The sequence below is a fragment of the Streptomyces sp. N50 genome (assembly GCF_033335955.1).
Lineage (GTDB): Bacteria > Actinomycetota > Actinomycetes > Streptomycetales > Streptomycetaceae > Streptomyces.
On sequence record NZ_CP137549.1, the window covers coordinates 3,879,754 to 3,904,433 of the forward strand.

A 24,680-nucleotide genomic window follows, 5' to 3' on the forward strand; every position below is an offset into this window, starting at 1 on the left:
TGTCACCCCCGCCCGGATCCCCGCAGGCAGCCGCCCCGCTAGCCCGCCTGGGCCAGCAGATCCGCCGCGAGCACCTCCTCACTCTCCGTGTCCCCGCCACCACGCCGAGCGCGCACCCACGCCCGTTTCAGATGCAGATGAACCTCGGACTCCCAGGTGAACCCCATCCCGCCATGCACCTGCAAACAGTCCCGGGCCCCCCGCAGGGCAGCCTCATCGGCAAGCAACCGAGCCGCGGCGATGTCCACCGCATCCCCGGTAACAGCAGCCGCGTACACGGCGGCCCGAGCCACCTCCACCCGCACCAACGACCGCGCACACAAATGCTTGACGGCCTGAAACCCCCCGATCGCCTGCCCGAACTGCTCCCGAGTCCGGGCGTGTTGCACCGCCAACGCACACACCCGCGCGGCGGTCCCGAGCTGCTCGGCGGCGGTGAGAAGAACAGCAACGGGGTCGGTACGCGCCGCAGCCGGCACCCGATGCAACGGCGTCAACGGATCCACAGACCGCAGCGCTACGGCCCCCTCGGCCCCCGGCAACACAACATCGGCCTCGTCCAGCCACTCCACGAGGCTCCCGTCGGCAGCGGCGACAACCGTCTCTCCGGTAGCCGCGCCCGGCACCACCCCGGCCGCAAGATGCGTAGCCACCAACGGCCCCGGCACCAACGCCCACCCAAGCTCCTCAAACACCAACACAGCCTCGGGGAGCCCAAGTCCGGCTCCCCCATCCACCTCCGGCAACCGAAGCGAGAACACCCCAAGCTCCCCAAGGGCTCCCCAAAAACCCCGGTCAATAAGGGGCGCGGGGAACTGCGCGACCAGCCCCCACCGGCCCGCACCCGACCACCGACCGACCACACCCCGCACAGCAGCCCGCAACGCCTTCTGCTCCCCGGTCAGTTGAAACCGCACCGCTCACCTCCCCTTCGGCAGCCCAAGAATCCGCTCGGCCACGATGTTCTGCTGAATCTGCGAGGTACCGGCAGCGATGGTGTACGAGAGCGAGGACAACCGATCCAGCACCCAAGGCCGCTCCAGATCAAGGGAGTCAGGCCCAAGAACATCCGCCGCCGCGTCATACAGCTCCTGACGGGCGTGCGAGTAGCGGAGTTTGAAGACCGAGCCCCCCACACCCGGTACGCCGCCGGAGGCTTCCGCCTCACTCACGTTCCACTGGGTAAGCCGCCACAACGCCCTGAACTCAGCGTTAAGCCGCCCCAGTTGGCGACGAATGCCCGGATCGTCCCAACGCCCATTCCGTCGCGCCTCGACCGCCAGCTCCCCCAACACCCGCCGACAAGCGACGACTTCCCCCACAAAAGCCGTACCGCGCTCAAAGGACAGCGTCACCATCGTCACGCGCCAGCCATCGTTCTCGTCCCCCACCCGATTCCCGACCGGCACCCGCACCTCGTCAAGAAACACCTCGGCGAACTCCGCGGACCCGGCCAACGTCCGCAACGGCCGCACGGTGATCCCCGCCGCGGACATCGGCATCGCGAGCCAGCTGATCCCCCGGTGCTTGGGCGCCGCGGGATCCGTCCGGACCAACAGCTCGCACCAGTCGGCGACTTCGGCGTGCGAGGTCCAGATCTTGGACCCGCTCACCACATAGTCGTCGCCGTCCCGCAACGCCCGCGTGCGCAACGACGCGAGGTCGGACCCGGCATCCGGCTCACTGAACCCCTGACACCACACCTCGTCGCCCCGCAGCACCGGCGGCAGCCACCGCTCCCGCTGCTCGGGAGTCCCCTCCGCGGCGATCGTCGGCCCGGCGTGCAACAGCCCGACGAAATTGGCCCCTACGTAGGGCGCCCCCGCCTTCTCCGTCTCCTCCAGGAAGATCAGCCGGGTGGTCGGAGACGCGTCCCAGTGCACATGGCCGTACCCGGCGTCGTACAACATCCGCTGCCAGCCGCAGTCGTAGGCGCGACGGCCGGGCCAGTCGTCCGGGGACGGCTTCGCGGGCAGCGTGGGCAGCACCTTGCCCAGCCACTCCCTCAGGCGCGCCCGGAACTCGTCCTCCTCAGCCGTGTACGAGAGGTCCATCACTGATCGAGATCCAGGCCCAGCATGCGGATCGCGTTGCCCCGCATCAGCTTGTAGACCGTCTCGTCGTCGAGGCCCTTCACATGGTCGAGGGCAACTTCCTTGGTGTGCGGGAAGGTTGAGTCGACGTGCGGGTAGTCGGTCTCGAACGTGGCGTTGTCCCGGCCCACCACATCCAGCGAAGCGACCCCGTGCTTGTCGCGGAAGAAGCAGCAGAACATCTGCCGGTAGTAGTACGTCGACGGCGGCTCGGGGATCAGGTCGCGCACCCCGCCCCACGCGCGGTGCTCCTCCCACACGTCGTCGGCGCGTTCCAGGGCGTACGGGATCCAGCCCATCTGCCCTTCGGAGTAGGCGAGTTTGAGGGTCGGGAACTTCACCAGGACGCCGCTGAAGAGGAAATCCATCATCGAGGCCATCGCGTTGTTGAAGGAGAGCGAGGCCTGTACGGCAGGCGGCGCGTCCGGCGATGCGGCGGGCATCTGGGAACTGCTGCCGATGTGCATGTTGACGACCGTGCCCGTCTCCTGGCAGACCGCGAAGAACGGGTCCCAGTAGCCGGAGTGGATGGAGGGCAGCCCGAGGTAGGTGGGGATCTCGGAGAAGGTCATCGCGCGCACCCCGCGCGCCGCGTTCCGGCGGATCTCCGCCACGGCCAACTCGACGTCCCACAAAGGGATCAGACACAGCGGGATGAGACGGCCGCCGCTGTCGCCGCACCACTCCTCGACCATCCAGTCGTTGTAGGCGCGGACGCAGGCGAGCGCGACCTCCTTGTCGTGGGCCTCGGCGAAGGTCTGGCCGCAGAAGCGCGGGAAGGTCGGGAAGCAGAGCGAGCCCTCTACGTGGTTGAGGTCCATGTCCTTGAGCCGCTCGGCCGGGTCCCAGCAGCCGGGGCGCATCTGCTCGCGGGTGATGCCCTCCAGAGTCATCTCGTCACGGTCGAAGCCGACGGCGGCGATGTTGCGCTTGTACGGGAACTTGAGGTCCTCGTAGATCCACCAGTCGGTGGGCGGGCCGTCCGGGTCCATCGTGATCTGGTACTTGCCTGCCACATAGGCGAGTTCGCCGATTCCGGCGGTGAGCGGCTGGGGGCCGCGGTCGCGGTACTTCTTCGGCAACCAGGTCTCGAAGAGGTGCGCGGGTTCGATGACGTGGTCGTCGACGCTGATGATGCGGGGCAGTTCGGTGGCCATGGGTTCCCCTCCGCCGGGACGGTACTTATCTGATGACCCGTCAGATAGCATGTCACCTGACGAGTCGTCAGCCAAGTCGTCAACCAAGGAGGGGGACCATGAACGAGACGGCGTACTCCCTGAGTTCCTCCCGCACCCTGTGGGACCTGGTCGCCCGCCGCGCCGACCTCACCCCCGACCGCCCGGTCCTCCTCCAGGACGACCGGGCCCTGAGCTTCGGCGAGTTGCGCGACCGATCGGAGCGCGTGGCGGCCGGCCTCTACGGCATGGGCGTCCGCCCCGGCACGGTCGTCGCCTGGCAGCTGCCCACCCGCATCGAGACCGCCCTGCTCTCCTTCGCGCTGGCCCGCCTGGGCGCCGTACAGACCCCGGTGATCCCCTTCTACCGCGACCGCGAAGTCGGCTTCGCGCTACGGGAGTCGAAGGCGGAGTACTTCGCGGTGCCGGGCGTCTGGCGCGGCTTCGACTACGGGGAGATGGCCCGGCGGCTGGGAGCACGGGGGATCTTCGAGGCGTACGACAGCGCCCAACTCCCGGACGGCGACCCGGCCTTGCTCCCCGCCCCGCCCACCGACGGCACCTCCGTCCGCTGGATCTACTGGACCTCCGGCACCACCTCCGACCCCAAAGGCGTGCTGCACACGGACCGTTCACTGATCGCGGGCGGCTCCTGCCTCGCCCACGCGCTGCACCTCACGGCGGACGACGTGGGCTCGATGGCCTTCCCGTACGCGCACATCGCCGGGCCCGACTACACCGTGATGCTGCTGCTGTACGGCTTCCCGGCGGTGATGTTCGAGCAGTTCGCGCTGCCGGACGCCCTGGAGGGCTACCGCAAGCACGGGGTGACGGTGGCCGGCGGCTCAACTGCCTTCTATTCCATGTTCCTTGCCGAGCAGCGCAAACAGCCGGGCGAGAAGGTCATCCCCTCGCTGCGCCTGCTCGCGGGCGGCGGGGCTCCCAAGCCGCCGGAGGTCTACCACTCCGTCGTACGCGAGATGGGGGTCCAGCTCACCCACGGGTACGGCATGACCGAGGTGCCGATGATCACGATGGGGGCGCCCGACGACACCGTGGAGAATCTGGCGACGACCGAGGGGCGGCCGCCGGACGGGATGGAGATACGGATCACGGAGGGCGGGGAGGTGCGGTTGCGCGGGGAGGCCGTGTGTCAGGGGTACTTGGATCCGGCGCAGACGGCGGAGGCGTTCGACGGGGACGGGTTCCTGCGGACCGGGGACCTTGGTCTCCTGACGGACAGCGGGCATCTCATCCTCACCGGGCGGCTGAAGGACGTGATCATCCGCAAGGGGGAGAACATCTCGGCGAAGGAGATCGAGGATCTGCTGGCCGCGCATCCGGACGTCGGGGACGTGGCCGTCGTGGGGCTGCCGGACGTGGAGCGGGGGGAGTTGGTGTGTGCGGTGGTCGAACAGGCGGAGGGGGCCGGGGAGTTGACCCTTGCCGCCGTCACGGACTACCTGCGCGCGGAAGGGCTGTCCGTGCACAAGCTGCCGGAGCAGCTGGAGATCGTGGACGCCCTTCCGCGCAACGAGACCCTGCGGAAGGTGCTCAAGTACAAGCTGCGGGAACGCTATTCGGATCCCAGGACTATTCGGGGACGGTGAAGTAGCGGGCGAAGGAGGAGATGATCTCCGCCTCGCCGACCTTGCCGTCGCTGTCCGTGTCGAGGGCGTCGGCGGCCATCGCGGCGATCTCGTCGGGGACGCCGAGGGCCTTGAGGACGCGCACGGTGTCCGCGATGGTGGCCGAGCCGTCGCCGTCCGGGTCCGCGACGTCGAGGGCCGCGTGCAGGAAGGGGCGACCGATCTCGGCGAAGCGCTCCGGGTTGTCGCGCAGGCGCTTGACCGCGCCGCCCACGAACTCCTCGCGGCTGACGCGCTGGTCGCCGTCCCGGTCGGCGATGCCGGCCATGCCCTGCCAGAACGCCTCCGCGCCGATGTACAGGGCCTGGCCCTTGTCGGAGCGGGCCGCCGTACCGAACTCCGCGAGCAGCGCCTTGGCCGCCGAGTTGAAGTCCTCCCGGTCGATGAACCCGTTGCCGTCCTGGTCGAAGGTGGCGAAACGGGCCGCGATCCGTCGCTCGTACTCGGTGCTGACCATGTCTTTCGGGCCGCCTTACTCATGTGGGGTGCGCTTGGGACGGAGCGTACGACGCCGGGGCGGGTCCGGGAGCGGAAAACGACGCTTGTACCAAGACCGGGGAAATTCCGAAACAACGACGTCACGCCGGAAACCGACGCGTCACGCCGAGAGGGGGTCGGCCTCGTCCTCGGGCTCGTCCTCTGTGGCGGTCATCACATCGGGGTAGACGTCGAAGAGACGGCGGACGCCGAGGGCGCCGAGGACCCGGTTGACGTGCGAGCCGTCGACCGCGCCCTGGGCGGGCAGGACCACCCGCAGATGCCCCTGGCAGGAGCGGATCAGACGGCGGGCGGCGATCAGCACGCCCACGCCGCTGGAGTCGCAGAACAGCACCTCGGAGAGGTCGAGGACCAGGCTGTGCTGCCCCTCCGCCACCACGTCGTGCACCCGCTGGCGCAGCACCGGTGAGGTCACCAGGTCCAGTTCGCCGGACACGAGGAGCACGGACCAGCCGCCGCGCTCGCCGTCGTTCACTTTGAAGGCCACCATCGCGCCTTTCGCTAGCCGGAACTCCCGGAGACCGTCCGGAAACGGAAGCCGTACCTACGCTTCCTTGCAGCGCGGCTGCCCAGCGGCCGTTCCCTGAAACACGGGGGCAGAAACGGAAACCGGCCGGAAGAGGCTTGTTTTAGTCGCCTTCGATCCTGTTCGATCAGATGTGGGTGGGGTAGGCGCAGATCCGTTACCACCCGCGGCCCTTCGGGGGCGTGCAATTGCAGAATGGGGGGTGCGCTGTCAGACGTGCCCACTACATTCGAAGAGACGGTGAGCGCACGCTTGACTTGGGCACGGACTCGGTGAGGGGGCCGCATGGCGACGAAGGACGCACCGCCCCGTTGGGACCGCAAGATGCAGCAGCGGCTCGCCCGCGGCGAGGCGGCGGCCCTCGGTGAGCTGTACGACCGCTTCGGGTCCCTCGTGCACTCCCTGGCCCACCGCGTCCTGGGCGACGAGCACGCGGCCGACGGCATCACCCGCGAGGTCTTCGCGCACGTCTGGGAACACCCCGACGCCTACGACCCCAAGCAGGGCCCGCTGCGCTCCTGGGTGGCCGCGCTGACGCACCGGCTCGCGGTGCAGCGGCTGCGCGCGACCGAGACCGCCGCCCTCGCGCAGGGCGGCCAGGGCTCCACGGAGGAGCTGGAGCGCAAGGTCCGCCGTGCCTCCGTCGCCGCCCGCGCCGACTACATCGTCACGTCCATGCCCGCCCCGCTGCGGGCCGCCCTGGAACTGGCGTACTTCCAGCGCCGCGACTACCGCCAGACCGCCGTCGACCTCGGCGTCACCGAGGACGAGGCCCGCCGCCGCCTGCGCCTCGGCCTCCAGCTCCTGTCCACCGCCCACGACGCCGGCGCACCGCCGGGGGCGGGGGGTCCCGCGTGAGCGACGCGTGGCGGGACGCCGACGGCTACGAGAGGTACGAGAGGTACGAGGGTCACAAGGGGTACGGCGAAAGGGCCGGGGAAGGTGAGGAGGTCGTGCCGGCGCAGGGTGGGGCGAGCGGGGGTTCAGGTGGGCCGGGTGGAACTGGTGTGCCTGGTGGAGCTGGTGTGCCTGGTGGCTCCGAGGACGGCCGCTCTGTGAACGACGGCTCCGGGAACGGCGGTTCGGTGAACGACGACGGTGACGGCGACGACGGCATGCGGGGTGGGCCGGGCGGTTCCGGTGGTTCCGGGGACGGTTCCGGTTCCGGTTCCGGTTCCGGGGACGGTGGTTCCGTGGACCGGGGTTCTGTGGGCGGTGAAGGGGAGCCGCCTCGAATTCCCATGCCGCGGGCCTCCGTTGAGGACAGTGGGCGGCCGTTGCCCGAGTTGGACGCGGCCGAGTCGCGGGGCGTGCCGTTGGTTCTGGAGCACCGGGTGTTGAAGGCGCTGCTCGGGGCGTGGGCGCTGGCCGCGTGTTCGGCGGCGGAGACGGCTGCCGTGGAGGAGCACCTCGGGGAGTGCGGGGCGTGTGCGGAGGAGGCGTTGCGGTTGCGCGGCGCGGTGGGGCTGCTGCATCCTGTCGAGCCGCTCGACCTCGATCCCGGGCTGCGTACGCGGGTGCTGACCGGTTCCTTCGACCGGCGGCCGCCGCGCATTCCGGTGCCGGTGTGGGCGACGCCGTACGACGCGGAGACGGCGCGGCTGGACGCGCTGCTCCAGGACATAGGTGACGCCGAGTGGCACGCGCCCGTGCGGTTGCGGTGGTTCGAGGGTGACGGGCCGACGAGTCGTCGTACGACTGTCGCCGGGGTCATCGCGCATCTGCTGACCGTCGACGGCCTGGTCGCGGCGGCGCTCGGCCTCGACGACCCGCTGACCGGGGAGAGTGCCGCCAAGGCCATGACTCCGGCTTCGCGTACCGAGGCGTACTGGAGGTCGTCGCACTTTCCGCCGACCCGGTCCATCCGCTCGCCGTGGCGCGAGCAGAGCCACAACATCGTGCGCACGGTGTCGTTCACGGGCGGCAGCACCGGCAAACTGGCCGTCTCCTACGGCGACTTCGAGCTTCCGTTGCACGATGCGATGCTCGACCGGGCCTTCGAGTGCTGGGTGCACGCGGGGGATATCGCGGAGGCGGTGGACTACCCGTACGATCCGCCGTCCCCCCGCTACCTGAACCGGATGATCGACCTGGCCGCGCGCATGCTTCCCGTGGTGCTGGCCGAGCGGCGGCGGCATGGGTTGGCTTCGCCGGGGAGTGGGCGGCATCTGGTGGGGGCGGGTGAGCCTGGTCGTAGTCTGCGGCTGGAGATCGAGGGGCACGGTGGGGGTGAGTGGTTGATCTCCCTCGACTCGCCCGGGGCGGTGGGGTCGGCCGAGCGGGAGGTTGCCCATATCGCCCTGGACGGTGTGGAGTTCTGCCATCTGGCCGCGGGGCATGTGTCGCCGGAGGAGGCGGCCGCGGGGCAGCTCGGTGACCGGGAGGCTATCCGGGATGTGCTGTTCGCCACGGCGTCGTTGAGCCGGATGTAGGGGCTCGTTCGGGTTCGTCGGCGGGTGCGGGTGCGCGGGGAACTGCGCGACCAGCCACGACGCGCCCGCAGTCGCCACCGATCCCGCAGCCCCCGCGCTCTTAGGCGAACACGACCGTCCGGCGCCCGTTCAGCAGGATCCGGCGCTCGGCGTGCCACTTGACGGCCCGCGCCAGCGCCTGGCACTCCACGTCGCGCCCGATCGCCACCAGCTGGTCCGGTGTCACGTCGTGCCCCACCCGCTCGACCTCCTGCTCGATGATCGGGCCCTCGTCGAGGTCGGCGGTGACGTAGTGCGCGGTCGCCCCGATCAGCTTCACACCCCGCAGGTGAGCCTGGTGATACGGCTTCGCGCCCTTGAAGCTCGGCAGGAACGAGTGGTGGATGTTGATGATCCGCCCGCTGAGCGCCTTGCAGAGGTCGTCGGAGAGGACCTGCATGTACCGGGCCAGGACGACGAGTTCGACGTTCTCCTCGCGGACCAGGTCCAGAACCCGCGCCTCCGCCTCGGCCTTGTTCTCCTTCGTCACCGGGATGTGGTGGAAGGGGATGTGGTACGACTCGACCAGCTCCGCGAAATCCGTGTGGTTGGACACCACCGCCGCGATCTCCACCGGCAACGCACCGATCCGGGCCCGGAAGAGCAGGTCGTTGAGGCAGTGCCCGAACTTGCTGACCATGAGCACGACCCGCATCCGGTCCGCCGCCCGGTTGATCTGCCAGTCCATGTGGAACGAGTCACCGATCGCCGCGAAGCTCGCCCGCAGCTTCTCCACGGTCACCGGCGACTCCGCCGAGAAGTGGACACGCATGAAGAACAGCCCCGTGTCGTGGTCACCGAACTGCTGGCTGTCCTCGATGTTGCAGCCGGTCATGAAGAGGTAGCTCGACACGGCGTGCACGATGCCCTGCTTGTCGGGGCACGACAGGGTGAGGACGTACTGGTCGGCGAGTGCCGCGGCGGGGGTGGACTGCGCGTTCATGCCGGACAGGGTCCCATATCCCCCTGAGCGGACACATCGCCGTCCGCCACCCGGACCCACCCGCACCGACTAAACGCACGGCGCGTTACGGAGGGGCGCGGGGCTGTATCGATATGCGGCTCCGCCGCGTGGGCGCGAGCAACCACGAACTACCCGCAGCCGACCCTGAACCCGAACCCGCCCCCCTCAGGGGCGCGGGGAACTGCGCGACCAGCCCCCACTCACCCGCACCCGCCGACGAACCCGAAACCCACCCCCACAGCCCGCTCTACGCGAACCCGCCCTACCCGGACCAGCCGCGCACGCGAACCCGCACCCGCCCGCCCTCTACGCGGACCGCGTGATGATCTGCAAAACCTCGAGCGTCCGCGGCGCCGCATCCGGATCGTCCCCGTCGCTCACCGCCATCCGCACATGCGCGTCCCGCGCCGCCCGTACCGCGTCCGGCCACGCCTCGTGGTCGACGTACACGGAGACATGGGCGTCGGGGCCGACCTGGTGCATGATCCGCAGGACGCGCAGGACCGCGGTGTCGACGAGCGCCGCCTCCTGGGAGTCGCGGAAGATCGTGCCGACGTACTTCTCGGCGGACCAGTTGTCGAGCCAGGTGTCCTCGACGAGGCGGTAGACGGCGTCGGTGACGTCGCCGTACCCCTCGACACCCGACAGCCAGACGTTCTGCTGGAACGCCGGATCGGAGAGCATGTGCAGCGCGGAACGCACGTTGCTGCGCCAGCGCCACCAGGGCATGTCGTTCAGTGGCATGCCGCCCATGGTGGAGGAGCGACGGGGGCGACGGGAAGAGTTCTCCGAACCTTGCACGGTCATCGATCGTACGTTCCTCGTCACACACACAGGAACGCCCCCCGTAATTCACCTCCACGTCACCACTTGTTGACCCCGAGTCACACCCCGGTTAGTGGCGTGACGGAAGCGTGTCTGTCCATGACAGGCAGGCGACGCAACCGCAGCACCTTCCTCCCCACCTTCACCCGGCCCGTCAGAGCGACCGCGCTGTCGGCGGCAGCTCTGGGGGCATGCGCGTCGCTCCTGGCCGGCTGTGGAGTCATCCCCGGTACCGCGGGAGGCTCCGGGGACGGCTCGATCACCGTCATGACGTGGGCGCCATGGGACACCAACGCGACCAACAAGCCGGGCATGCCCGCCATGGCGACGGCGTACGCGAAGTGGATCAACAAGCACGGCGGGATCAACGGCCGCAAGCTCAAGGTCCTGACCTGCAACGACCACAACACCAGCGTGGCCGCCGCGAAGTGCGCCCGGCAGGCCGTGCAGGAGAACGTCGTCGCGGTCGTCGGCTCGTACAGCGAGTTCAGCGACTCGTACTTCGCCCCGCTGGAGGGCGCCGGCATCCCGTACATCGGCGGCTACGGCGTGACGACCGAGGAGTTCACCCGCGCCCTGTCCTACCCCGTCAACGGCGGCCAGCCCGCGCTCCTGGCGGGCCTCGGCAAGGAACTCGCCTCGACCTGCGGCCCGGTGACCCTCGTACGGCCCGACTCCATCGCCGGCGACGACCTGCCCCCGCTGCTGAACGCCGGGCTCGCGGCGGGCGGCCACGCGGCGGCCACCGACCAGCTCGCGGCCGACGACGCCACCGAGTACTCCAGTCAGTCGACGCGCGCCCTGGAGAGCGCGAGCGGCGGCTCGGGCAAGGAGGGCTGTGTGGTGCCCTCGCTCGGGGACCGTACCGACACCTTCATGGACTCCTTCCGGCGCGACCGCCAGGACTACCCCGCGGTGCACGCCGCGACCGTGCTCGGCAGCGTCGACCAGACCGAGATCAACTCGACGGGCGGGCAGTCCGGGCCGTACGAGGGGTCGTACATCACGGGCTGGTACCCGGTCGCGAGCGACGTGCGCTGGGACCCGATGAAGAAGGCCGTCAACGAGGTGGCCTTCGGCGACAACCGCATCGACCCGGCGGACGCGGGGGTGCAGACCACCTGGATCGCGTACACCGCGTTCAAGACGGTCGTGAACTCGCTCGGCAGCGGTGACATCACCGCCGACACCGTGCGCCGCGCCCTCGACGACGGGGTGAAGGTCAACACGGGCGGGCTCACGCCGACGCTGCAGTGGAGCCCCCGCGACGACAACCTCGCCTCGGTCGGCCTGGCCCGGCTGGTCAACGCGAACGTGACGCTTCAGGTCGTACGGAAGGGCGTTCTGGTGTCCGCGAAGAAGGGCTTCTTCGACATGACGAAGACGCTCGACAGCGCGGACCTCGGCTGAGAGCCGTGATCCGCGCTGTCGGGAGCGCTCAGAGCTGGGTCGGCTGGCGCTGGGTCAGGCCGTAGGTCTTCGCGATGGTGTTCCAGAGGGCGGCGGCCTTGGCCTTCTGGTTGCTGGCGACACCGCTCGCCGCGTTGCCCGCCGCGGTCTGGCCGGTGGTGCGGGCCTGGCCCTTCTTGCAGCCCTTCTTGCCGGCGGCCTGGTCGGCCCAGCTCGCGTAGTGGTTGTCGGCCGACGCGGACGCCTTCCACGCGTTGGTGAGCGCGGTCGTCAGCGCCGCGTTGTCCGGCAGTTTGTCCACCGTCAACTGCGAGAGCTTGGTGACCAGTTCGGCCCGCTGCTTGGCCGCGTCCCGCAGGTCGGAGGCGGAGTCGCCGAGCTTGTCGCAGGCCTTCACATTGCCCACGGCGTTGATCACCGAGGCACGGCTGCTGCCGCTGTCGGCGAGCAGCTTGTCCAGGGCGACGGCCTGTTGCTTGGCCGCATCCGTGCCCGCCGACGACGAACCGTCCGTCGCGGCCGACGTGGCGGCGACCGTCTTGTTGTCGTCGCTCTTGCCGCCGCCCCCGCTGAGCAGGGCCCCGGCACCGACCCCGAGGATCGCGATACCGACCCCGATCCCGGCGATCAGCGGCACCCGCGAACGGCGCCCGCCCCGGCCGCCGCCGTCGTCGTCGTGCCCACCGCGCCGGCCGCCGCCGTCCCCGGGCGGGGCGTACGACGGCTGTGCGTACGCCTGCTGCGCGTACGGCGGCTGGGGCTGGCCGTAGCCCTGCTGCCCCGGCTGCTCGGCGCGCGGCGGCTGCTGGAAGCGGGGCATCTGCTGGGTGGACGCGGCGGGCTGCTCGCCCCCGGCGTCGCTGCGGAAGAGGTTGTCGAACTCGGCGGGCGGCTGCCGGTCGTCCGGCCCGCCCGGCCGTGCCCCGTACCCGGGAGCGGCACCCTGCGCGGGCACCGGCGGGAGGAACTGCGTGGGCTGCGCGTCGGGGTGCGCGGCCTGCGGCATCGGGCCCGCGGCCGCGGGCATCTCGGGCGGCAGCGCCCCGGGCCCCACGGGCGGGATGAACTGGGTCGCCCCCTCGTCCATGGGGGCGGCGGGCACCGGCGGCAGGAACTGGGTGGCGCCCTCGTCGCCGGGCATGTTGACCACCGGCGGGATGTACTGCGTCGCGCCCTCGTCGGCGGGCGGCAGCGGGGCGCTCGGGAACGCGGGGGCCGCGGCGGGAAGGGGCGCGCCGGAACCGGAAGCGCCGTGTCCGTATCCATAGGCCTGGGCGCCGGTCCCGTAGCCCTGCGCGGCGCCCTGCGGTATCGCGGGCGACTGGTCGGAGGCGTAGCCCGCGCCGACATACCCGGCCGCGGGCTCCTGGGCGTAACCCGACGGGTACTCCTGGGCGTACGACTGCTGCTGCACGCCGTAGGCCGCGTGCTGGGCGCTCTCCTGGGGCAGGGCGCCCGGCTGGGCGGGGACGCCGTCCTGCGCGCCCCACGGGGACGCGGCGGGCTGCTCGGGAGTGCCCCACTGCTGCGGCTGCTGCTGTTGCTGCTGGTCTCCCCAGCCCTGGCCCGGCGGCGGAGCCGGGCTCTGGTGCTGGTGGTGATGCTGCTGGTCGTGCTGGTCCGGGCCCCATGGCCCGCCCCAGGACTGGCCACTGGTCGGAGGTGCTATCGAGGGCTGCCCGCCCGACTGCTGGTCACCGCGTCCGCCCGTCATACCCGGCAGGAGGGGTGCGCCTCCGTCGGAGGGCAGCACGATGCCTTCGCGCGCGGGCCGCGCCGAGGGCTCCTCGCCCTGTCCACTCTGCGTCACCGGGACTCCTACGAATGGGGGACCTTCGGGATCGTCGGCTCACGCTACCGGGTACCCCGAGCCCGGTGCCACGCAGCACTGGACTGGACCTGCCCTCTTGTGACGCCGGTAACAGTCCCGGGCCCTCATCCGCTCCAAGTCCCGCTGTACGCCCTCCTTTCAGGGGTGGAGCCGTCGTTCTCCGAAGCGGGGAGCCTGGGTTCACCCCCCGTTCACGCGGCGGCCTGCAACTCCATCCGCGCCCCGAACTCCCTCACCACCGGCTCGTCCCGGTACGGCTCCAGCCGCTGCTGCAAGTCGTCCAGGTACTCGGCGCCCCGGTTGGACCGCAGCGAACCGAGCAACTCCACCGCTTTCAGGCCCGTGTTGCAGGCCTGCTCGATCTCGCGCTGCTGCACCTGCGCGCTCGCGAGGAGGACGTATCCGATGGCCCGGCGGCGTGCCCGCGACTCCGGGTGTCCGTCCAGGGACTCCTGCGCGGACCGGGCCGCCGCTTCCGCCTGTCCCAAGTCCCGGTGGCAGTGCGCCAGTTCGTCGGCGAGATAGGCCTCGTCGAAGTGCGCGATCCACGCCGGGTCGTCCCCGGTCGACGGATCCGCCGCGTCCAGCGCGCTCACCGCGCGCCCCGAAGCGAGCTGCGCCGACCGCGCGTCCCCCATCAGGGCGTGCCCGCGCGCCTCCGCCGCGTAGAACATCGCCTCGGCCCGCGGGGTCACGCGCCCGCGCGCCCCCTCCTGCGCCGCCCTCGCCAACTGGGCGATCTCACGCGGGTTTCCGAGCTGCGCGGCGAGGTGACTCATGGAGGCCGCCAGCACATAGCCGCCGTATCCCCTGTCCCCCGCCGCCTGGGCGAGGCGCAGCGCCTGGATGTAGTACCGCTGGGCCAGGCCGGGTTGACCCGTGTCCACAGCCATGTAGCCGGCGAGTTCCGTCAACCGGGCGACGGCGGCGAAGAGTTCACGCCCCACGGCCTCCCGGTACGACCCCGCGAGCAGCCCGGAGACGACGCTGTTGAGGTAGTGCACGACGACCGGGCGCACATGCCCGCTGCCGTACTGGTGGTCCAGGTCGCTCAGTGCCTGGGTCATCGCGCGGACCGCCGCCACGTCGGACGGGCCGACGCGCGGTCCGGCCGCGCGGGCGACCTGCGAGTCCGGCGAGGAGATCAGCCAGTCACGGCTCGGCTCCACCAGCGCGGACGCGGCGACCGACGAACCGGACAGGAAGTCCCGGCGCCCCACATCGCTGCGCCACAGCTCACACACCTGCTCGATGGCCCCGAGGACGGTCGGCGAGAACTGCAGGCCCACGCCCGACGCGAGGTTCTTGCCGTTGGCCATGCCGATCTCGTCGATCGTGACCGTACGGCCCAGCTTGCGGCCCAGTGCCTCGGCGATGATCGCCGGAGCCCGCCCGCGCGGCTGCTGTCCCCGCAGCCAACGGGCCACGGACGTCTTGTCGTAGCGCAGGTCGAGACCGTGCTCGGCGCCGCACATGTTGACCCGGCGGGCCAGCCCGGCGTTCGAGCACCCCGCCTCCTGGATGAGCGCCTGCAGCCGTTCGTTCGGCTGCCGCGCGACAAGTGGCCTTGCGGCCATGGCGTACCCCCTGGGAACAACCCCTGAAGCGAAAAGATCCGGCCGTGAAGATCAATGCCCAGCGAACATGGCGAAAATGCGAAGCATGCGAGGAATGCCGGGGTAAAAGCTGGTGCCCGCCCCACACGTGGCTACCCAACTCCCGCCGTCGTTCCTCCCGCGCGCCCCCGCACATGCCTCCATGCGCCCCAGTTGCGGAATCGATGCCCCTCCCCCGCGCGCGCTACGCCCGTAACTCCAGGTGGGTGCGGGAGTTGTGTTGGGCGTGGAAGAGACGATCGCGGGCACCGAAGCCGCTCAGATTCCGAAGCAGCGCGGGGAATCGCTGCTGGAGACAGCCGTACGCTACGCCGAGGAGCGCCACTGGGACGTCTTCCCCGGCACCTGGCTGGAAGCCGTCGACGGGGTGCAGCACTGCTCCTGCGGCGACCCCGCGTGCGCCGCACCCGGCGCACACCCGGCGCGTGAGGACTGGGCGACGCAGGCGACGGGCAGTGCGACGGTCGCGCGGCGGATGTGGCAGAAGCAGCCGGCGTCTTCGATTCTGTTGCCCACGGGGCGGACGTTCGACGCGATTTCCGTTCCGGAGAGTTCGGGGTTTCTCGCGCTGGCCCGGATGGAGCGGATGGAACTGACGCTCGGGCCTGTGACGTTGACGCCTGCGCGGCGGATGGAGTTCTTCGTGCTGCCCGGGGCCGCGGTGAAGGTGCCGGATCTGGTGCGGCGGATCGGGTGGGCGCCTGCTTCTCTTGATCTTGTGGTGCTGGGTGAGGGTGCGTATGTGGCTGCGCCGCCTACGCGGTTCGGGTCTCGGGGGGCTGTGCAGTGGGCCTGTCGGCCTACCGCGGCGAACCGTTGGTTGCCGGATGCGGAGGAGTTGATCTCGCCGCTCGCCTATGCGTGTGGGCGGGATCGGTAAGTTCGCGAGTGCAGGTTCGTCGTGGCTGGTCGCGCAGTTCCCCGCGCCCCTAGGGTTGGCTTCCATGACGTCGGCTGTGAGTGTGCGTGGGCTTTGGAAGCGGTTTGGGCAGCAGGTTGCTGTTGCCGGGATCGATCTTGAGCTGCCCGCTGGGAAGTTCATCGGGCTGGTCGGGCCCAATGGGGCCGGGAAGACCACGACCCTCTCCATGGTGACCGGGTTGTTGCGGCCCGATCAGGGGAGTGTCTCGGTCGTCGGGCATGACGTGTGGGCGGATCCGGTGGCCGTGAAGGCGCGGATCGGGGTGTTGCCGGAAGGGCTTCGGCTCTTCGAGCGCCTCTCGGGGCGTGAACTCCTCGGGTACAGCGGGCGGTTGCGGGGGCTGCCCGGTGCCGAGGTGGACAAGCGGGCCACGCAACTCCTCGATGTGCTCGACCTGGCAGGGGCCCAGCACAAGCTCGTCGTCGACTACTCGACCGGTATGCGCAAGAAGATCGGGCTCGCCGCCGCTCTCCTCCACAACCCCGAAGTCCTGTTCCTGGACGAGCCGTTCGAGGGCGTCGACCCGGTCTCCGCGCAGACCATCCGGGGCGTCCTGGAGCGCTACACCGCCTCCGGCGCCACCGTCGTCTTCTCCTCCCACGTGATGGAACTCGTCGAGTCGCTCTGCGACTGGGTCGCCGTGATGGCCGCAGGACGCATCCGCGCCCAGGGCACCCTCGCCGAGGTCCGCGGCGCATCCCCCACCCTCCAGCAGGCGTTCCTCGAACTCGTCGGCGCGGGCGCCCGCGACCACGGCTCCGACCTCGACTGGCTGGGCGGCGGCACCCGATGAGCGAGAACACCGCGACGGCCTCGATCACACCCGTCGTCGTACGCCTGAAGCTGTCCCTGCTGCGGAACGGTCTACGGCAGTCCGGTGGGCGGCGGGCCGCGTACGTCGCGTCGGCGGTCGTGGCGCTGTTGATCGCCGCGCTCCAGTTGCTGGGGCTGATCGCGCTGCGCGGGGACACGCACGCGGTCTCCGTGGTCGTCCTCCTGGTCGCGGTCCTGGGGTTGGGCTGGGCGGTGATGCCGCTGTTCTTCCCGTCCGGCGACGAGACCCTCGACCCGACTCGCCTGGTGATGCTGCCCCTTCGGCCCCAGCCTTTGGTACGGGCGCTGCTGGCGGCCTCGTTGGTCGGCATCGGGCCGCTGTTCACGCTGGTGCTGCTGCTGGGGTCCGTGATCGCGGTGGCGCACGGCGCCGCCGCGTACGTCACGGCGGTCGTGGCGGTCGCCCTCGGGCTGCTGATCTGCGTGGCCCTCGCACGGGCGGTCGCCGCCGCCAACATCCGCCTGCTGACCAGCCGCAAGGGCCGGGACCTGGCGGTGCTGAGCGGGCTGGTGATCGCGGTCGGGGTGCAGCTGGTCAACTTCGGTGTGCAGCACCTGGGTTCGTCCGGGCTGTCCCAACTCGACCCGCCGGCCGAGGTGTTGCGCTGGGTGCCGCCGGCGTCGGCGGTGGGCGCGGTGGACTCGGTGAGCAAGGGTGAGTACGGCCTGGCGACGGCTCAACTCGTGTTGTCCGTCTGCGCCTTGGGAGCCCTGCTGCTCCTCTGGTCGCGCAGCCTGACCAAGCTGATGACGGCACCGGACGGCTCGACGCTCCAGTCCGCGGAACCGGCGGCGAAGGAGAGGGCGTCCACGGGCGGCCTGGCCCGCTTCCTCCCGTCCGGGCGTACGGGGACGGTCATGGAACGCAGCCTGCGGTACGTGTGGCGCGACCCCAAGACCAAGGCGGCGTGGGTGACTTCGCTGGCGATCGGGCTGATCGTGCCGGTGTTCAACGCGCTGCAGGGCACGGGCTCGGTGTACTTCGCGTGTTTCGCGGCCGGGATGCTCGGCATCCAGATGTACAACCAGTTCGGCCAGGACACGTCCGCGTTCTGGATGGTCGCGATGACGATCTCCACGACGAAGGACGCCTACGCCGAACTCCGGGCGCGTGCCCTGGCGTTGCTGGTGATCACCCTGCCGTACGCGACCCTGGTGACCGTTCTGACGACAGCGCTGCTCGGCAACTGGGCCCGGCTCCCGGAGGTCCTCGGCCTCTCCTTCGCCCTCCTCGGCGCGATGCTCGCGACCGGCGCCTGGACCTCGGCCCGCTTCCCCTACTCCATCCCCCAGGGCACCCACAAGAACGTGGCCCCCGGCCAGGCCGGCCTCGCCTGGATCTCCATCTTCGGCGGCATGATCTCCGCGGCCCTCCTCTGCTCCCCCGTCATCACCCTCACCATCTGGGCGAACGTCAGCGCGGACGGGGATCAGTGGAGCTGGGTGCTGCTGCCGGCCGGAGCGGCGTACGGAGCGGCCCTGACATACGCGGGCCTACGCCTGGCAGCACCGGGAACGGCAAGGCGCCTGCCGGAGATCCTGGCGGCGGTGAGCAAGGCCTGACCTTCCAAGACGCGGGAGCGGTGCTTTCAGGGGCGCGGGGAACTGCGCGCCCAGCCACAACGGCGCAGCACCCGCCGCACAACAGAACCCCCCACCCCACCAGGCGATCTCACACCAGCACCCCGTCAAGAAACGGCTCGATAGCCGCCCGCCAAGCCGACGGCTGGTCATAGTGCACGAGATGCCCGGCATCAGCGACCTCCGCGTACTCCCCCCGGGGAAGGACCCGCACCATCTCCTGCGCCTCGGCCCGCCCCAACTCCCCGTCCAGCCCCCGCACCACCAGCGCAGGACACTGCACCTGAGCCAGCTCCTCCCAGTGCGCGTCGTACACCCACGTCTCCCGGGACTTCAGCATCTGCTCGGGCTCGAACACCGGCCGCCACCCGTCCGCGGACTCGTGCATGACCTCGGCGTAGAACTCCCCCCGGGACGGATTCGGCCGCTCCACCCACGGATCGTCCTCCCCGAACCACTTACGGACGTCCGCGAGCGTGGCGAAGGGAACGGGCCAGGACTCGAACCAGTCGGCCCACTCCCGCTGCGAGGCCGCCCCCAGCGCGGACGCCCGCATGTCGCAGATGATCAGCCCCCGCACCAGATCGGGCCGTTTCGCCGCCAGCTGCCACGCCGTGAGCGCACCCATCGCGTGGCCGATGAGGACGACCGGAGCGAGCCCCAGCTGCTCCAGCGCGGCTTCCGCGTCCTCGACGTAGGCCTCGCGGGTGAAGGCCGCCTGCGGCGGCTTGTCGCTCTGGCCGTGGCCGCGCTGGTCGAGTGCGACGGCGCGGTGCCGTTCGGAGAGCCAGCGGGCGGTGGACGCCCAGTGCGAGGCACGGCCCATCAGGCCGTGCAGTAACAGAACTCCGGGTGCCCGCTCGATCTCCCCCGCCTTGGGCGGGTCCGCGAACTCCCATGCGGCCAGGCGTACGCCGCCTGCTCCGGTCACGTCGATGCGCCGCGCCATTGGTCCTGGCACCCCCCTAGCCACACTCTGCCGCTTGTGCCGTTCGTTCTTGCTTTCCGTCTCTTCTCTCGCTCGTCTCTTCCTACAGCTCATGCCCCGCGGGTTTCATCACCCGTAGGTTATCGAATACAGATTCGAAAATACTGTCCTCGACCGCAACACCCCTCGTTCGAGTGACCCGGGCCAGGGAATGATCGCCGCTGCCGAGGGGAGACCTTCAGCGGGAGGCGGACCGCTCGGGGAAACCGGTCCGGAGGGGATGACCTTGAGAGCTCGGGGCTCCGGGTCAGCACAGGGGAGGACAGGCCCCGGCGCCGTGCGGCGCCGGGGCCCTCTCCACGTCTGCGGCACATCCTCCGTCCCCCTCACGGTCATATGCCTTACGCGACAGCCTGGCACGCGCGGCGCCCGAGCGCTGCGATTCAGCGCACTGAATCTCGGATGAGCCGAGTTCACCGAAGGCTCCGCCGGGACGCCACAACTACCCCTCGCGCCCCACGAGTTGAACGACCCGCAGCTCAGCGCCGGGCCCGCCCCCTGACCGCCGGCTCAGCGCTTGGCCACGAACACGTGCGAGGCGATCTCCGACTCCAGCTCGGCCGCCTCACCGCCGCTGCCCACCAGCACCCCGCCCGCCGACTCCGTCACGCTCACCACCGAGCCGGGCTGCACGCCCGCGCGGCGCAGCGTGTACATCAGCTGCGCGTCCGTCTGGATGGGCTCGCCGATCCGGCGTACGACGACGGTCTTGCCGTCGGCACCCGGGTCCAGGTCGGCCAGCGACACCATGCCCTCGTCCAGGAACGGGTCGGCTCCGTCCTTCTCGCCCAGCTCCTCAAGGCCGGGGATGGGATTGCCGTACGGCGACTCCGTGGGGTGGCGCAGCAGCTCCAGGACGCGGCGCTCCACGGCCTCGCTCATCACGTGCTCCCAGCGGCAGGCCTCGGCGTGCACCTGCTCCCACTCCAGGCCGATCACGTCGACGAGCAGACACTCGGCGAGCCGGTGCTTGCGCATCACGCGCGTGGCGAGCCGGCGGCCCTCGTCGGTCAGCTCCAGGTGGCGGTCGCTCGCCACGGCCACCAGGCCGTCGCGCTCCATGCGCGCCACCGTCTGGCTCACCGTGGGCCCGCTCTGGTCGAGCCGCTCGGCGATGCGGGCGCGCATGGGGACCACACCTTCCTCCTCCAGCTCGAGGATGGTGCGGAGATACATCTCCGTGGTGTCGATCAGTCCGGACATACGTGCCCCTCGATTACCTCTGCCCGAAGCTCGACGGCTCCGCGGCGCGTGCGCTGGCCCTGGACTCAATTCTGACGCATACCACTGACAACCGTGCCGCGCCGCTGAAACCAGCCGGTTACGGCGACCTGTGGGCCCCTGCGCGGCGGCCCGTCACCCGGGTTCCCCGGCCTTGCCCGCCGTATTGACAGCGCACTGGTCCAGACCGCACGGTGATCCGCGACACAGCCGCATGGCAACCGTACCGAAGGGGCTTCCGCATGAGCGACCGTACGCCGGCCGGCCAGTTCTTCGACGCCGCGATCACCCTCCTCCAGCGGGTCCGCGACGAAGAGGCCGACTCCGTCCGGGCGGCCGGCACGCTCCTCGCGGACACCGTCGCCGACGGCGGGCGCCTCTTCGCCTTCGGTGCCGGGCACTCCTCCCTCGCGGCCCAGGACGTCGTCTACCGCGCGGGCGGGCTCGCCCTGATGAACCTGCTCACCGTCCCCGGGGTCGTCGGCGTCGACGTCATGCCGGCCACGCTGGGCTCCGCCCTGGAGCGCGTCGACGGCCTCGCGAGCGTCGTCCTGGAGACGTCACCGCTGCGCTCCGGGGACGCCCTGGTGATCATCTCGCTGTCCGGGCGCAACGCGCTCCCCGTGGAGATGGCCATGAAGGCCCGCTCCCTGGGTGTCCGGGTCATCGGCGTGACGTCGGTGGCGTACGCCTCCGAGACGACGTCGCGGCACACCTCGGGGACGTATCTGAAGGACCACTGCGATGTCGTCCTCGACTCGAAGATCGCGATCGGCGACGCGGAACTCACCCTCGACACCATCCCGGCCCCCTTCGCCCCCGCCTCCACGGTCGTCACCTCCGCGCTCCTCCAGGCGGTCATGGCGACGGCGGCGGCGACCCTGGCCGACCGGGGCATCGAGCCGCCCCTGCTGCGCTCCGGGAACGTGGACGGCGGCCACGCGTGGAACGGCCGGGTGTTCGAGGAGTACCGGGACCGGATCTTCTACCAGTACTGAGGCACTACTGGACAGCCGCTCGCTACTGGGTGATGGCTCACTACTGGGCGGTGGCTCACTTCCCGCCCGCCGCCTCCGCCAGATCCAGGGCGGCCGCGATCCGTACGGCGACGTCCTCGGCGTAGATCGAGTCGGACCGTTCGAACTGGCTGCGCCCCGCGCCCCGTAGGAACGTCACGACGCCCAGGGTCCGCCCCCGGCTGCGCAGCACCGCGCACAGGGCGTGCACGGCGTCCGTGGGCCACTGCCGGACCCGGGCCCACTCGCGGGCCTGTTCGGGCGGGACGGTGCCGATGCCGGCCCGCACGGAGCCGACGCGTTCGACGCACTGGAGGGCGGGATGCCCCTCTCCGTAGCGCACGGGCAGCCCGGCGGCGCCGGTGAGGAGGCTGGGGCCGGGTGCGCCCGTAGGCGTGGCGGCGACCCGGATCAGTCGTACGGCCGTAGCACGCACTCCTCCATCAGGATCGTTCAACGATCCTCCGGCAACCCGGTCGATGAGGGCGTGGTCGGCGAAGCCGGCGAGGGCGAAGTCGAGGTGGACGGTCGCCGCGTCGCGCGGGTCCTCGCACTCGGCGGCGGCGCGGGCGGCACGGTGCAGCTGCTGGGCGCGGAAGCGCAGCAGTGAGGCCTCCTGCTCCAGTTGCTTGGCCTCGGTGACGTCCTGGAAGAGCCAGCCGACGCCGAGCGGCACCGGTTCCTCGGTGAGCGGCGAGGCCAGCCTCAGGAAGCCACTGCGCCAGCAGCGCCGTAGATTGCCCTCCGGCGTCCGGACGCTGACCCAGATCTCCGCGGGCGCCGGCGGCGCACCCTCGGCGAGCACGTGCGTGAGCGCGGCCTCCAGCTCCTCGACCCCCTGGGCGAGCAGCTCCCCGAGAGGCCGCCCGAGCACGGAGGTGCGCCCGGTACCGAGTGCCCGCGCGGCATGGGAGTTGACGACGGCGGGCCGCAGATCGGCATCCACGAGCACGACGCCCCAGGAGGCGTCCTCGAACAACGCCTCGCTCAGGGCGATCGACCGCTCCAGGTCGATCTGGGCGTGCACCTCACTGAAGGCGCAGTAGATCCCGGCGGGCTTGCCGTCAGGCCCGCGCACGGCGGCGGACTGGGTCCGCACGAGCACGCGCCCCCCGTCCTTCGTCAGGAGGGCGAACTCATTGACCTGCCGCCCAGGGGCTTGCATGGCGGACATCAGCCGCCCCTCGACCTCCTCGGCGTCCGCGCTCCGTACGGCCCACCCGGCCAGCCCCTGCCGCCCCACGGCCTCGGCGGCGGTCCAGCCGAGGATGCGCTCCGCCTCGCGGTTCCAGTGGGTCAGCACGCCGTCCGCGTCGAAGGCGCAGAGCGCCGCGTCCATCCCGTCGAGCAACGCGGCCAACAGGTCGGATCCGCCGACACCTTCGGGCCCACCGTCCCGCTCGGGCTCGTCGGGACCCAACTCATCGGTGGTCCCACTACGCCGGGAAGCACTCACCTGGACCCCCTGCAAGCTGCGTCCGCGGACACGACGCGTCGGTTCACTCACTCCCCCTCATTCAACTCGAACGTGACGCAGCACACACCAAGTTCCCGCAAGATTGAGGGAATCGTTGTATGACACCGGCTCTCCTCCCTCACGGGCCGCTCCGTCGCAGGGTGATCCACAGGTCGTTCTCACCGTCCAGCACATAGCGCTCGGTCTCGACGAAACCCCGGGCCTCGGCGAACCGCACCCCGTCCGTGTTGGCGGCCAGGACGACGGTCTCGATCGCGCCGGCGCCGAGCGCACGCGCGCGCGTGAGGCCGTTTTCGTAGAGGGCGGCTCCGTAGCCGCGCCGCCGGAACTCGGGCAGCACGCGCGCGATGACGGTCACCACGGCGTCCTCGCCCTCCGGGGGCCGCACGGTGGAGCAGCCCACGAGCACGTCCCCCAGGTACGCGTTCTCCAGCCGGTTCCGGCCGCTCCGCTCGCGGACCTCGTCCAGGGACATCGCGGCGGGCGGCACGATCAGGTTGTGGACGTGCCGCCAGTCCTGGAGGGCGTTCTCGGCGTCCGGTGTCACCGGGTCGATGCGCAGGTCGGTCATGGGGCGGAACCTAGGTGACCAGCGGATTCCCGTCCAGTGAGTTCAGGACTCGTAAAAGCGGTTGATCCGTCGGCGAGGGGTTCTTAGGGTGGCGAGTACTTCGGAAAGGAGGTGGTTCGGCAGATGTATGGAAACCGGACGGAAGAGGTGACTGCGGGCTAGTGGCCCGCCGTCGTACTCGGTTCGGCGCCGGACCAGCGTGTGCGAGTTGCGCGCAACCGGCCTAACCCAACGCAGTCACCCGACCCGCGAGCTCGCCGGTACGTCCGGCCGGCTCCCCCGCCGCGAGGCGGAGGGACCTGAGCTCGCGGGTCGCTGCGTTTTCCGGGGCCCGTGGATCCGTGGGTCCGTAGGCCCGTGAGTCAGGGGCTCAGACGGTCCAGGCGCCAGCTGCCGGACGGTTCCGCCGTGTAGCGGAGGCGGTCGTGGAGGCGGTTCTCCCGGCCCTGCCAGAACTCGACCGTCCGGGGGGCGATGCGGAAGCCGCCCCAGTGCGGGGGGACCGGGACCTGTTCGCCCTCGGGGTAGCGGGCGGCCAACTCCTCGTACGACGACTCCAGTTCGGCCCGTGACTGGATCACCGCGGACTGGGTGCTGGCCCACGCGCCGAGCTGGGAGCCGTGCGGGCGGGTGCGGAAGTACGCGGCGGTCTCGTCGCGGCCGGTGCGGCGGGCGGTGCCGGTGACCAGGACCTGGCGGGCCATCGGGTGCCAGGGGAAGAGCAGCGAGACGTAGGGGTTGACGCCGAGTTCGCGGGCCTTGCGGGAGCCGTAGTTCGTGTAGAAGACGAAGCCCTGGTCGTCGTAGTGCTTCATGAGGACCGTGCGGGAGCTGGGGCGGCCGTCGGCGTCGGCGGTGGAGACGACCATGGCGTTCGGCTCGTAGACGAGCCCCTGGACGACCGCCTCCTCGAACCAGCGGCCGAACTGTTCCATCGGGCCGGGGGCCAGGTTCGTCCCGTCGAGGCCCTCGACGCGGTACTGCTTGCGCATGGCGGCCGGGTCGAGGCGGG

The 24,680-nt window shown here is 70.7% G+C and carries 22 protein-coding genes; 8 read left to right on the plus strand and 14 right to left on the minus strand.

Annotated features, from left to right (window positions below):
- Positions 1-38: 38 nt before the first annotated feature.
- Genes R2B38_RS16910 through R2B38_RS16920 form a run of 3 tightly spaced genes read right to left on the minus strand, consistent with a single transcriptional unit; the run spans position 39 to position 3,250 of the window.
- Positions 39-917, minus strand: coding sequence for an acyl-CoA dehydrogenase (locus tag R2B38_RS16910; RefSeq protein WP_318016979.1), 879 nt, complete (start codon positions 915-917; stop codon positions 39-41).
- 3 nt (positions 918-920) lie between these two features.
- Positions 921-2,054 carry an acyl-CoA dehydrogenase family protein gene (locus tag R2B38_RS16915; RefSeq protein WP_318016980.1) on the minus strand — a complete coding sequence of 378 codons (1,134 nt, stop codon included), beginning with the start codon at positions 2,052-2,054 and terminating at the stop codon, positions 921-923.
- Positions 2,054-3,250: an amidohydrolase family protein gene (locus tag R2B38_RS16920; protein WP_033286532.1), complete on the minus strand. Its 1,197-nt coding sequence runs from the start codon at positions 3,248-3,250 to the stop codon at positions 2,054-2,056. Before R2B38_RS16920 ends, R2B38_RS16915 begins: the two co-directional genes overlap by 1 nt.
- 98 nt (positions 3,251-3,348) lie before the next feature.
- On the opposite strand from R2B38_RS16920, the gene R2B38_RS16925 reads away from it, so the two are divergent.
- Complete coding sequence (locus R2B38_RS16925; RefSeq protein ID WP_318016981.1) at positions 3,349-4,878, plus strand: class I adenylate-forming enzyme family protein; 1,530 nt, start codon at positions 3,349-3,351, stop codon at positions 4,876-4,878.
- Here R2B38_RS16925 and R2B38_RS16930 read toward each other — a convergent pair.
- Both R2B38_RS16930 and R2B38_RS16935 read right to left on the minus strand, forming a co-directional pair.
- A complete protein-coding gene (locus R2B38_RS16930; protein ID WP_318016982.1) occupies positions 4,862-5,374 on the minus strand; it encodes an EF-hand domain-containing protein in 513 nt (170 codons plus the stop codon). The two genes, R2B38_RS16925 and R2B38_RS16930, sit on opposite strands and share 17 nt — an antisense overlap.
- Before the next feature lie 141 nt (positions 5,375-5,515).
- Positions 5,516-5,905 (minus strand): STAS domain-containing protein, encoded by a 390-nt coding sequence (locus R2B38_RS16935; protein ID WP_033286534.1) that lies wholly within the window; start codon positions 5,903-5,905, stop codon positions 5,516-5,518.
- A gap of 321 nt (positions 5,906-6,226) precedes the next feature.
- On the opposite strand from R2B38_RS16935, the gene R2B38_RS16940 reads away from it, so the two are divergent.
- Together R2B38_RS16940 and R2B38_RS16945 are read left to right on the plus strand one after the other, a co-directional pair.
- The gene (locus R2B38_RS16940; RefSeq protein WP_318016983.1) at positions 6,227-6,799 is read left to right on the plus strand and encodes a sigma-70 family RNA polymerase sigma factor; all 573 of its coding nucleotides are present in this window, start codon (positions 6,227-6,229) and stop codon (positions 6,797-6,799) included.
- A gap of 257 nt (positions 6,800-7,056) precedes the next feature.
- Positions 7,057-8,373: a zf-HC2 domain-containing protein gene (locus tag R2B38_RS16945; RefSeq protein WP_318021710.1), complete on the plus strand. Its 1,317-nt coding sequence runs from the start codon at positions 7,057-7,059 to the stop codon at positions 8,371-8,373.
- A 100-nt stretch (positions 8,374-8,473) separates the two neighbouring features.
- Here the strand turns inward: R2B38_RS16945 and purU are convergent, their stop codons facing one another.
- Both purU and R2B38_RS16955 read right to left on the minus strand, forming a co-directional pair.
- Positions 8,474-9,355 (minus strand): formyltetrahydrofolate deformylase, encoded by an 882-nt coding sequence (purU, locus tag R2B38_RS16950; RefSeq protein ID WP_318016984.1) that lies wholly within the window; start codon positions 9,353-9,355, stop codon positions 8,474-8,476.
- A 327-nt stretch (positions 9,356-9,682) separates the two neighbouring features.
- Complete coding sequence (locus R2B38_RS16955) at positions 9,683-10,183, minus strand: SCO4402 family protein (RefSeq protein WP_318016985.1); 501 nt, start codon at positions 10,181-10,183, stop codon at positions 9,683-9,685.
- 117 nt (positions 10,184-10,300) lie between these two features.
- Here R2B38_RS16955 and R2B38_RS16960 point away from each other — a divergent pair, with 117 nt between their 5' ends.
- Entirely contained in the window at positions 10,301-11,611 is a 1,311-nt protein-coding gene (locus tag R2B38_RS16960; RefSeq protein ID WP_318016986.1) for an ABC transporter substrate-binding protein, read from the plus strand.
- Between the two features lie 28 nt (positions 11,612-11,639).
- Here the strand turns inward: R2B38_RS16960 and R2B38_RS16965 are convergent, their stop codons facing one another.
- Both R2B38_RS16965 and R2B38_RS16970 read right to left on the minus strand, forming a co-directional pair.
- On the minus strand, positions 11,640-13,421 hold the full coding sequence (locus R2B38_RS16965) for a hypothetical protein (protein WP_318016987.1): 1,782 nt from the start codon (positions 13,419-13,421) through the stop codon (positions 11,640-11,642).
- Between the two features lie 212 nt (positions 13,422-13,633).
- Positions 13,634-15,019 carry a transcriptional regulator gene (locus R2B38_RS16970; protein ID WP_318016988.1) on the minus strand — a complete coding sequence of 462 codons (1,386 nt, stop codon included), beginning with the start codon at positions 15,017-15,019 and terminating at the stop codon, positions 13,634-13,636.
- A 265-nt stretch (positions 15,020-15,284) separates the two neighbouring features.
- On the opposite strand from R2B38_RS16970, the gene R2B38_RS16975 reads away from it, so the two are divergent.
- The 3 genes from R2B38_RS16975 to R2B38_RS16985 all read left to right on the plus strand — a co-directional run bounded on the left by R2B38_RS16975 (position 15,285) and on the right by R2B38_RS16985 (position 18,377).
- Complete coding sequence (locus tag R2B38_RS16975; protein ID WP_318016989.1) at positions 15,285-15,938, plus strand: bifunctional DNA primase/polymerase; 654 nt, start codon at positions 15,285-15,287, stop codon at positions 15,936-15,938.
- 64 nt (positions 15,939-16,002) lie between these two features.
- A complete protein-coding gene (locus R2B38_RS16980) occupies positions 16,003-16,773 on the plus strand; it encodes an ABC transporter ATP-binding protein (protein ID WP_318016990.1) in 771 nt (256 codons plus the stop codon).
- Positions 16,770-18,377: a transporter gene (locus tag R2B38_RS16985; RefSeq protein WP_318016991.1), complete on the plus strand. Its 1,608-nt coding sequence runs from the start codon at positions 16,770-16,772 to the stop codon at positions 18,375-18,377. The genes R2B38_RS16980 and R2B38_RS16985 overlap by 4 nt, the downstream gene beginning before the upstream one ends.
- A gap of 109 nt (positions 18,378-18,486) precedes the next feature.
- On the opposite strand, the gene R2B38_RS16990 is transcribed toward R2B38_RS16985, so the two are convergent.
- Positions 18,487-19,344, minus strand: coding sequence for an alpha/beta fold hydrolase (locus R2B38_RS16990; protein ID WP_033286543.1), 858 nt, complete (start codon positions 19,342-19,344; stop codon positions 18,487-18,489).
- A gap of 549 nt (positions 19,345-19,893) precedes the next feature.
- On the minus strand, positions 19,894-20,586 hold the full coding sequence (locus R2B38_RS16995) for a metal-dependent transcriptional regulator (RefSeq protein WP_318016992.1): 693 nt from the start codon (positions 20,584-20,586) through the stop codon (positions 19,894-19,896).
- A gap of 260 nt (positions 20,587-20,846) precedes the next feature.
- On the opposite strand from R2B38_RS16995, the gene R2B38_RS17000 reads away from it, so the two are divergent.
- A complete protein-coding gene (locus R2B38_RS17000) occupies positions 20,847-21,602 on the plus strand; it encodes an SIS domain-containing protein (RefSeq protein ID WP_318016993.1) in 756 nt (251 codons plus the stop codon).
- A 55-nt stretch (positions 21,603-21,657) separates the two neighbouring features.
- On the opposite strand, the gene R2B38_RS17005 is transcribed toward R2B38_RS17000, so the two are convergent.
- The 3 genes from R2B38_RS17005 to pdxH all read right to left on the minus strand — a co-directional run bounded on the left by R2B38_RS17005 (position 21,658) and on the right by pdxH (position 24,660).
- Complete coding sequence (locus R2B38_RS17005) at positions 21,658-23,076, minus strand: PAS domain-containing protein (RefSeq protein ID WP_318016994.1); 1,419 nt, start codon at positions 23,074-23,076, stop codon at positions 21,658-21,660.
- Positions 23,077-23,215: 139 nt separating this feature from the next.
- The gene (locus tag R2B38_RS17010; RefSeq protein ID WP_318016995.1) at positions 23,216-23,668 is read right to left on the minus strand and encodes a GNAT family N-acetyltransferase; all 453 of its coding nucleotides are present in this window, start codon (positions 23,666-23,668) and stop codon (positions 23,216-23,218) included.
- A 362-nt stretch (positions 23,669-24,030) separates the two neighbouring features.
- Positions 24,031-24,660: a pyridoxamine 5'-phosphate oxidase gene (gene pdxH, locus R2B38_RS17015; RefSeq protein ID WP_318021711.1), complete on the minus strand. Its 630-nt coding sequence runs from the start codon at positions 24,658-24,660 to the stop codon at positions 24,031-24,033.
- Positions 24,661-24,680 lie beyond the last annotated feature (20 nt).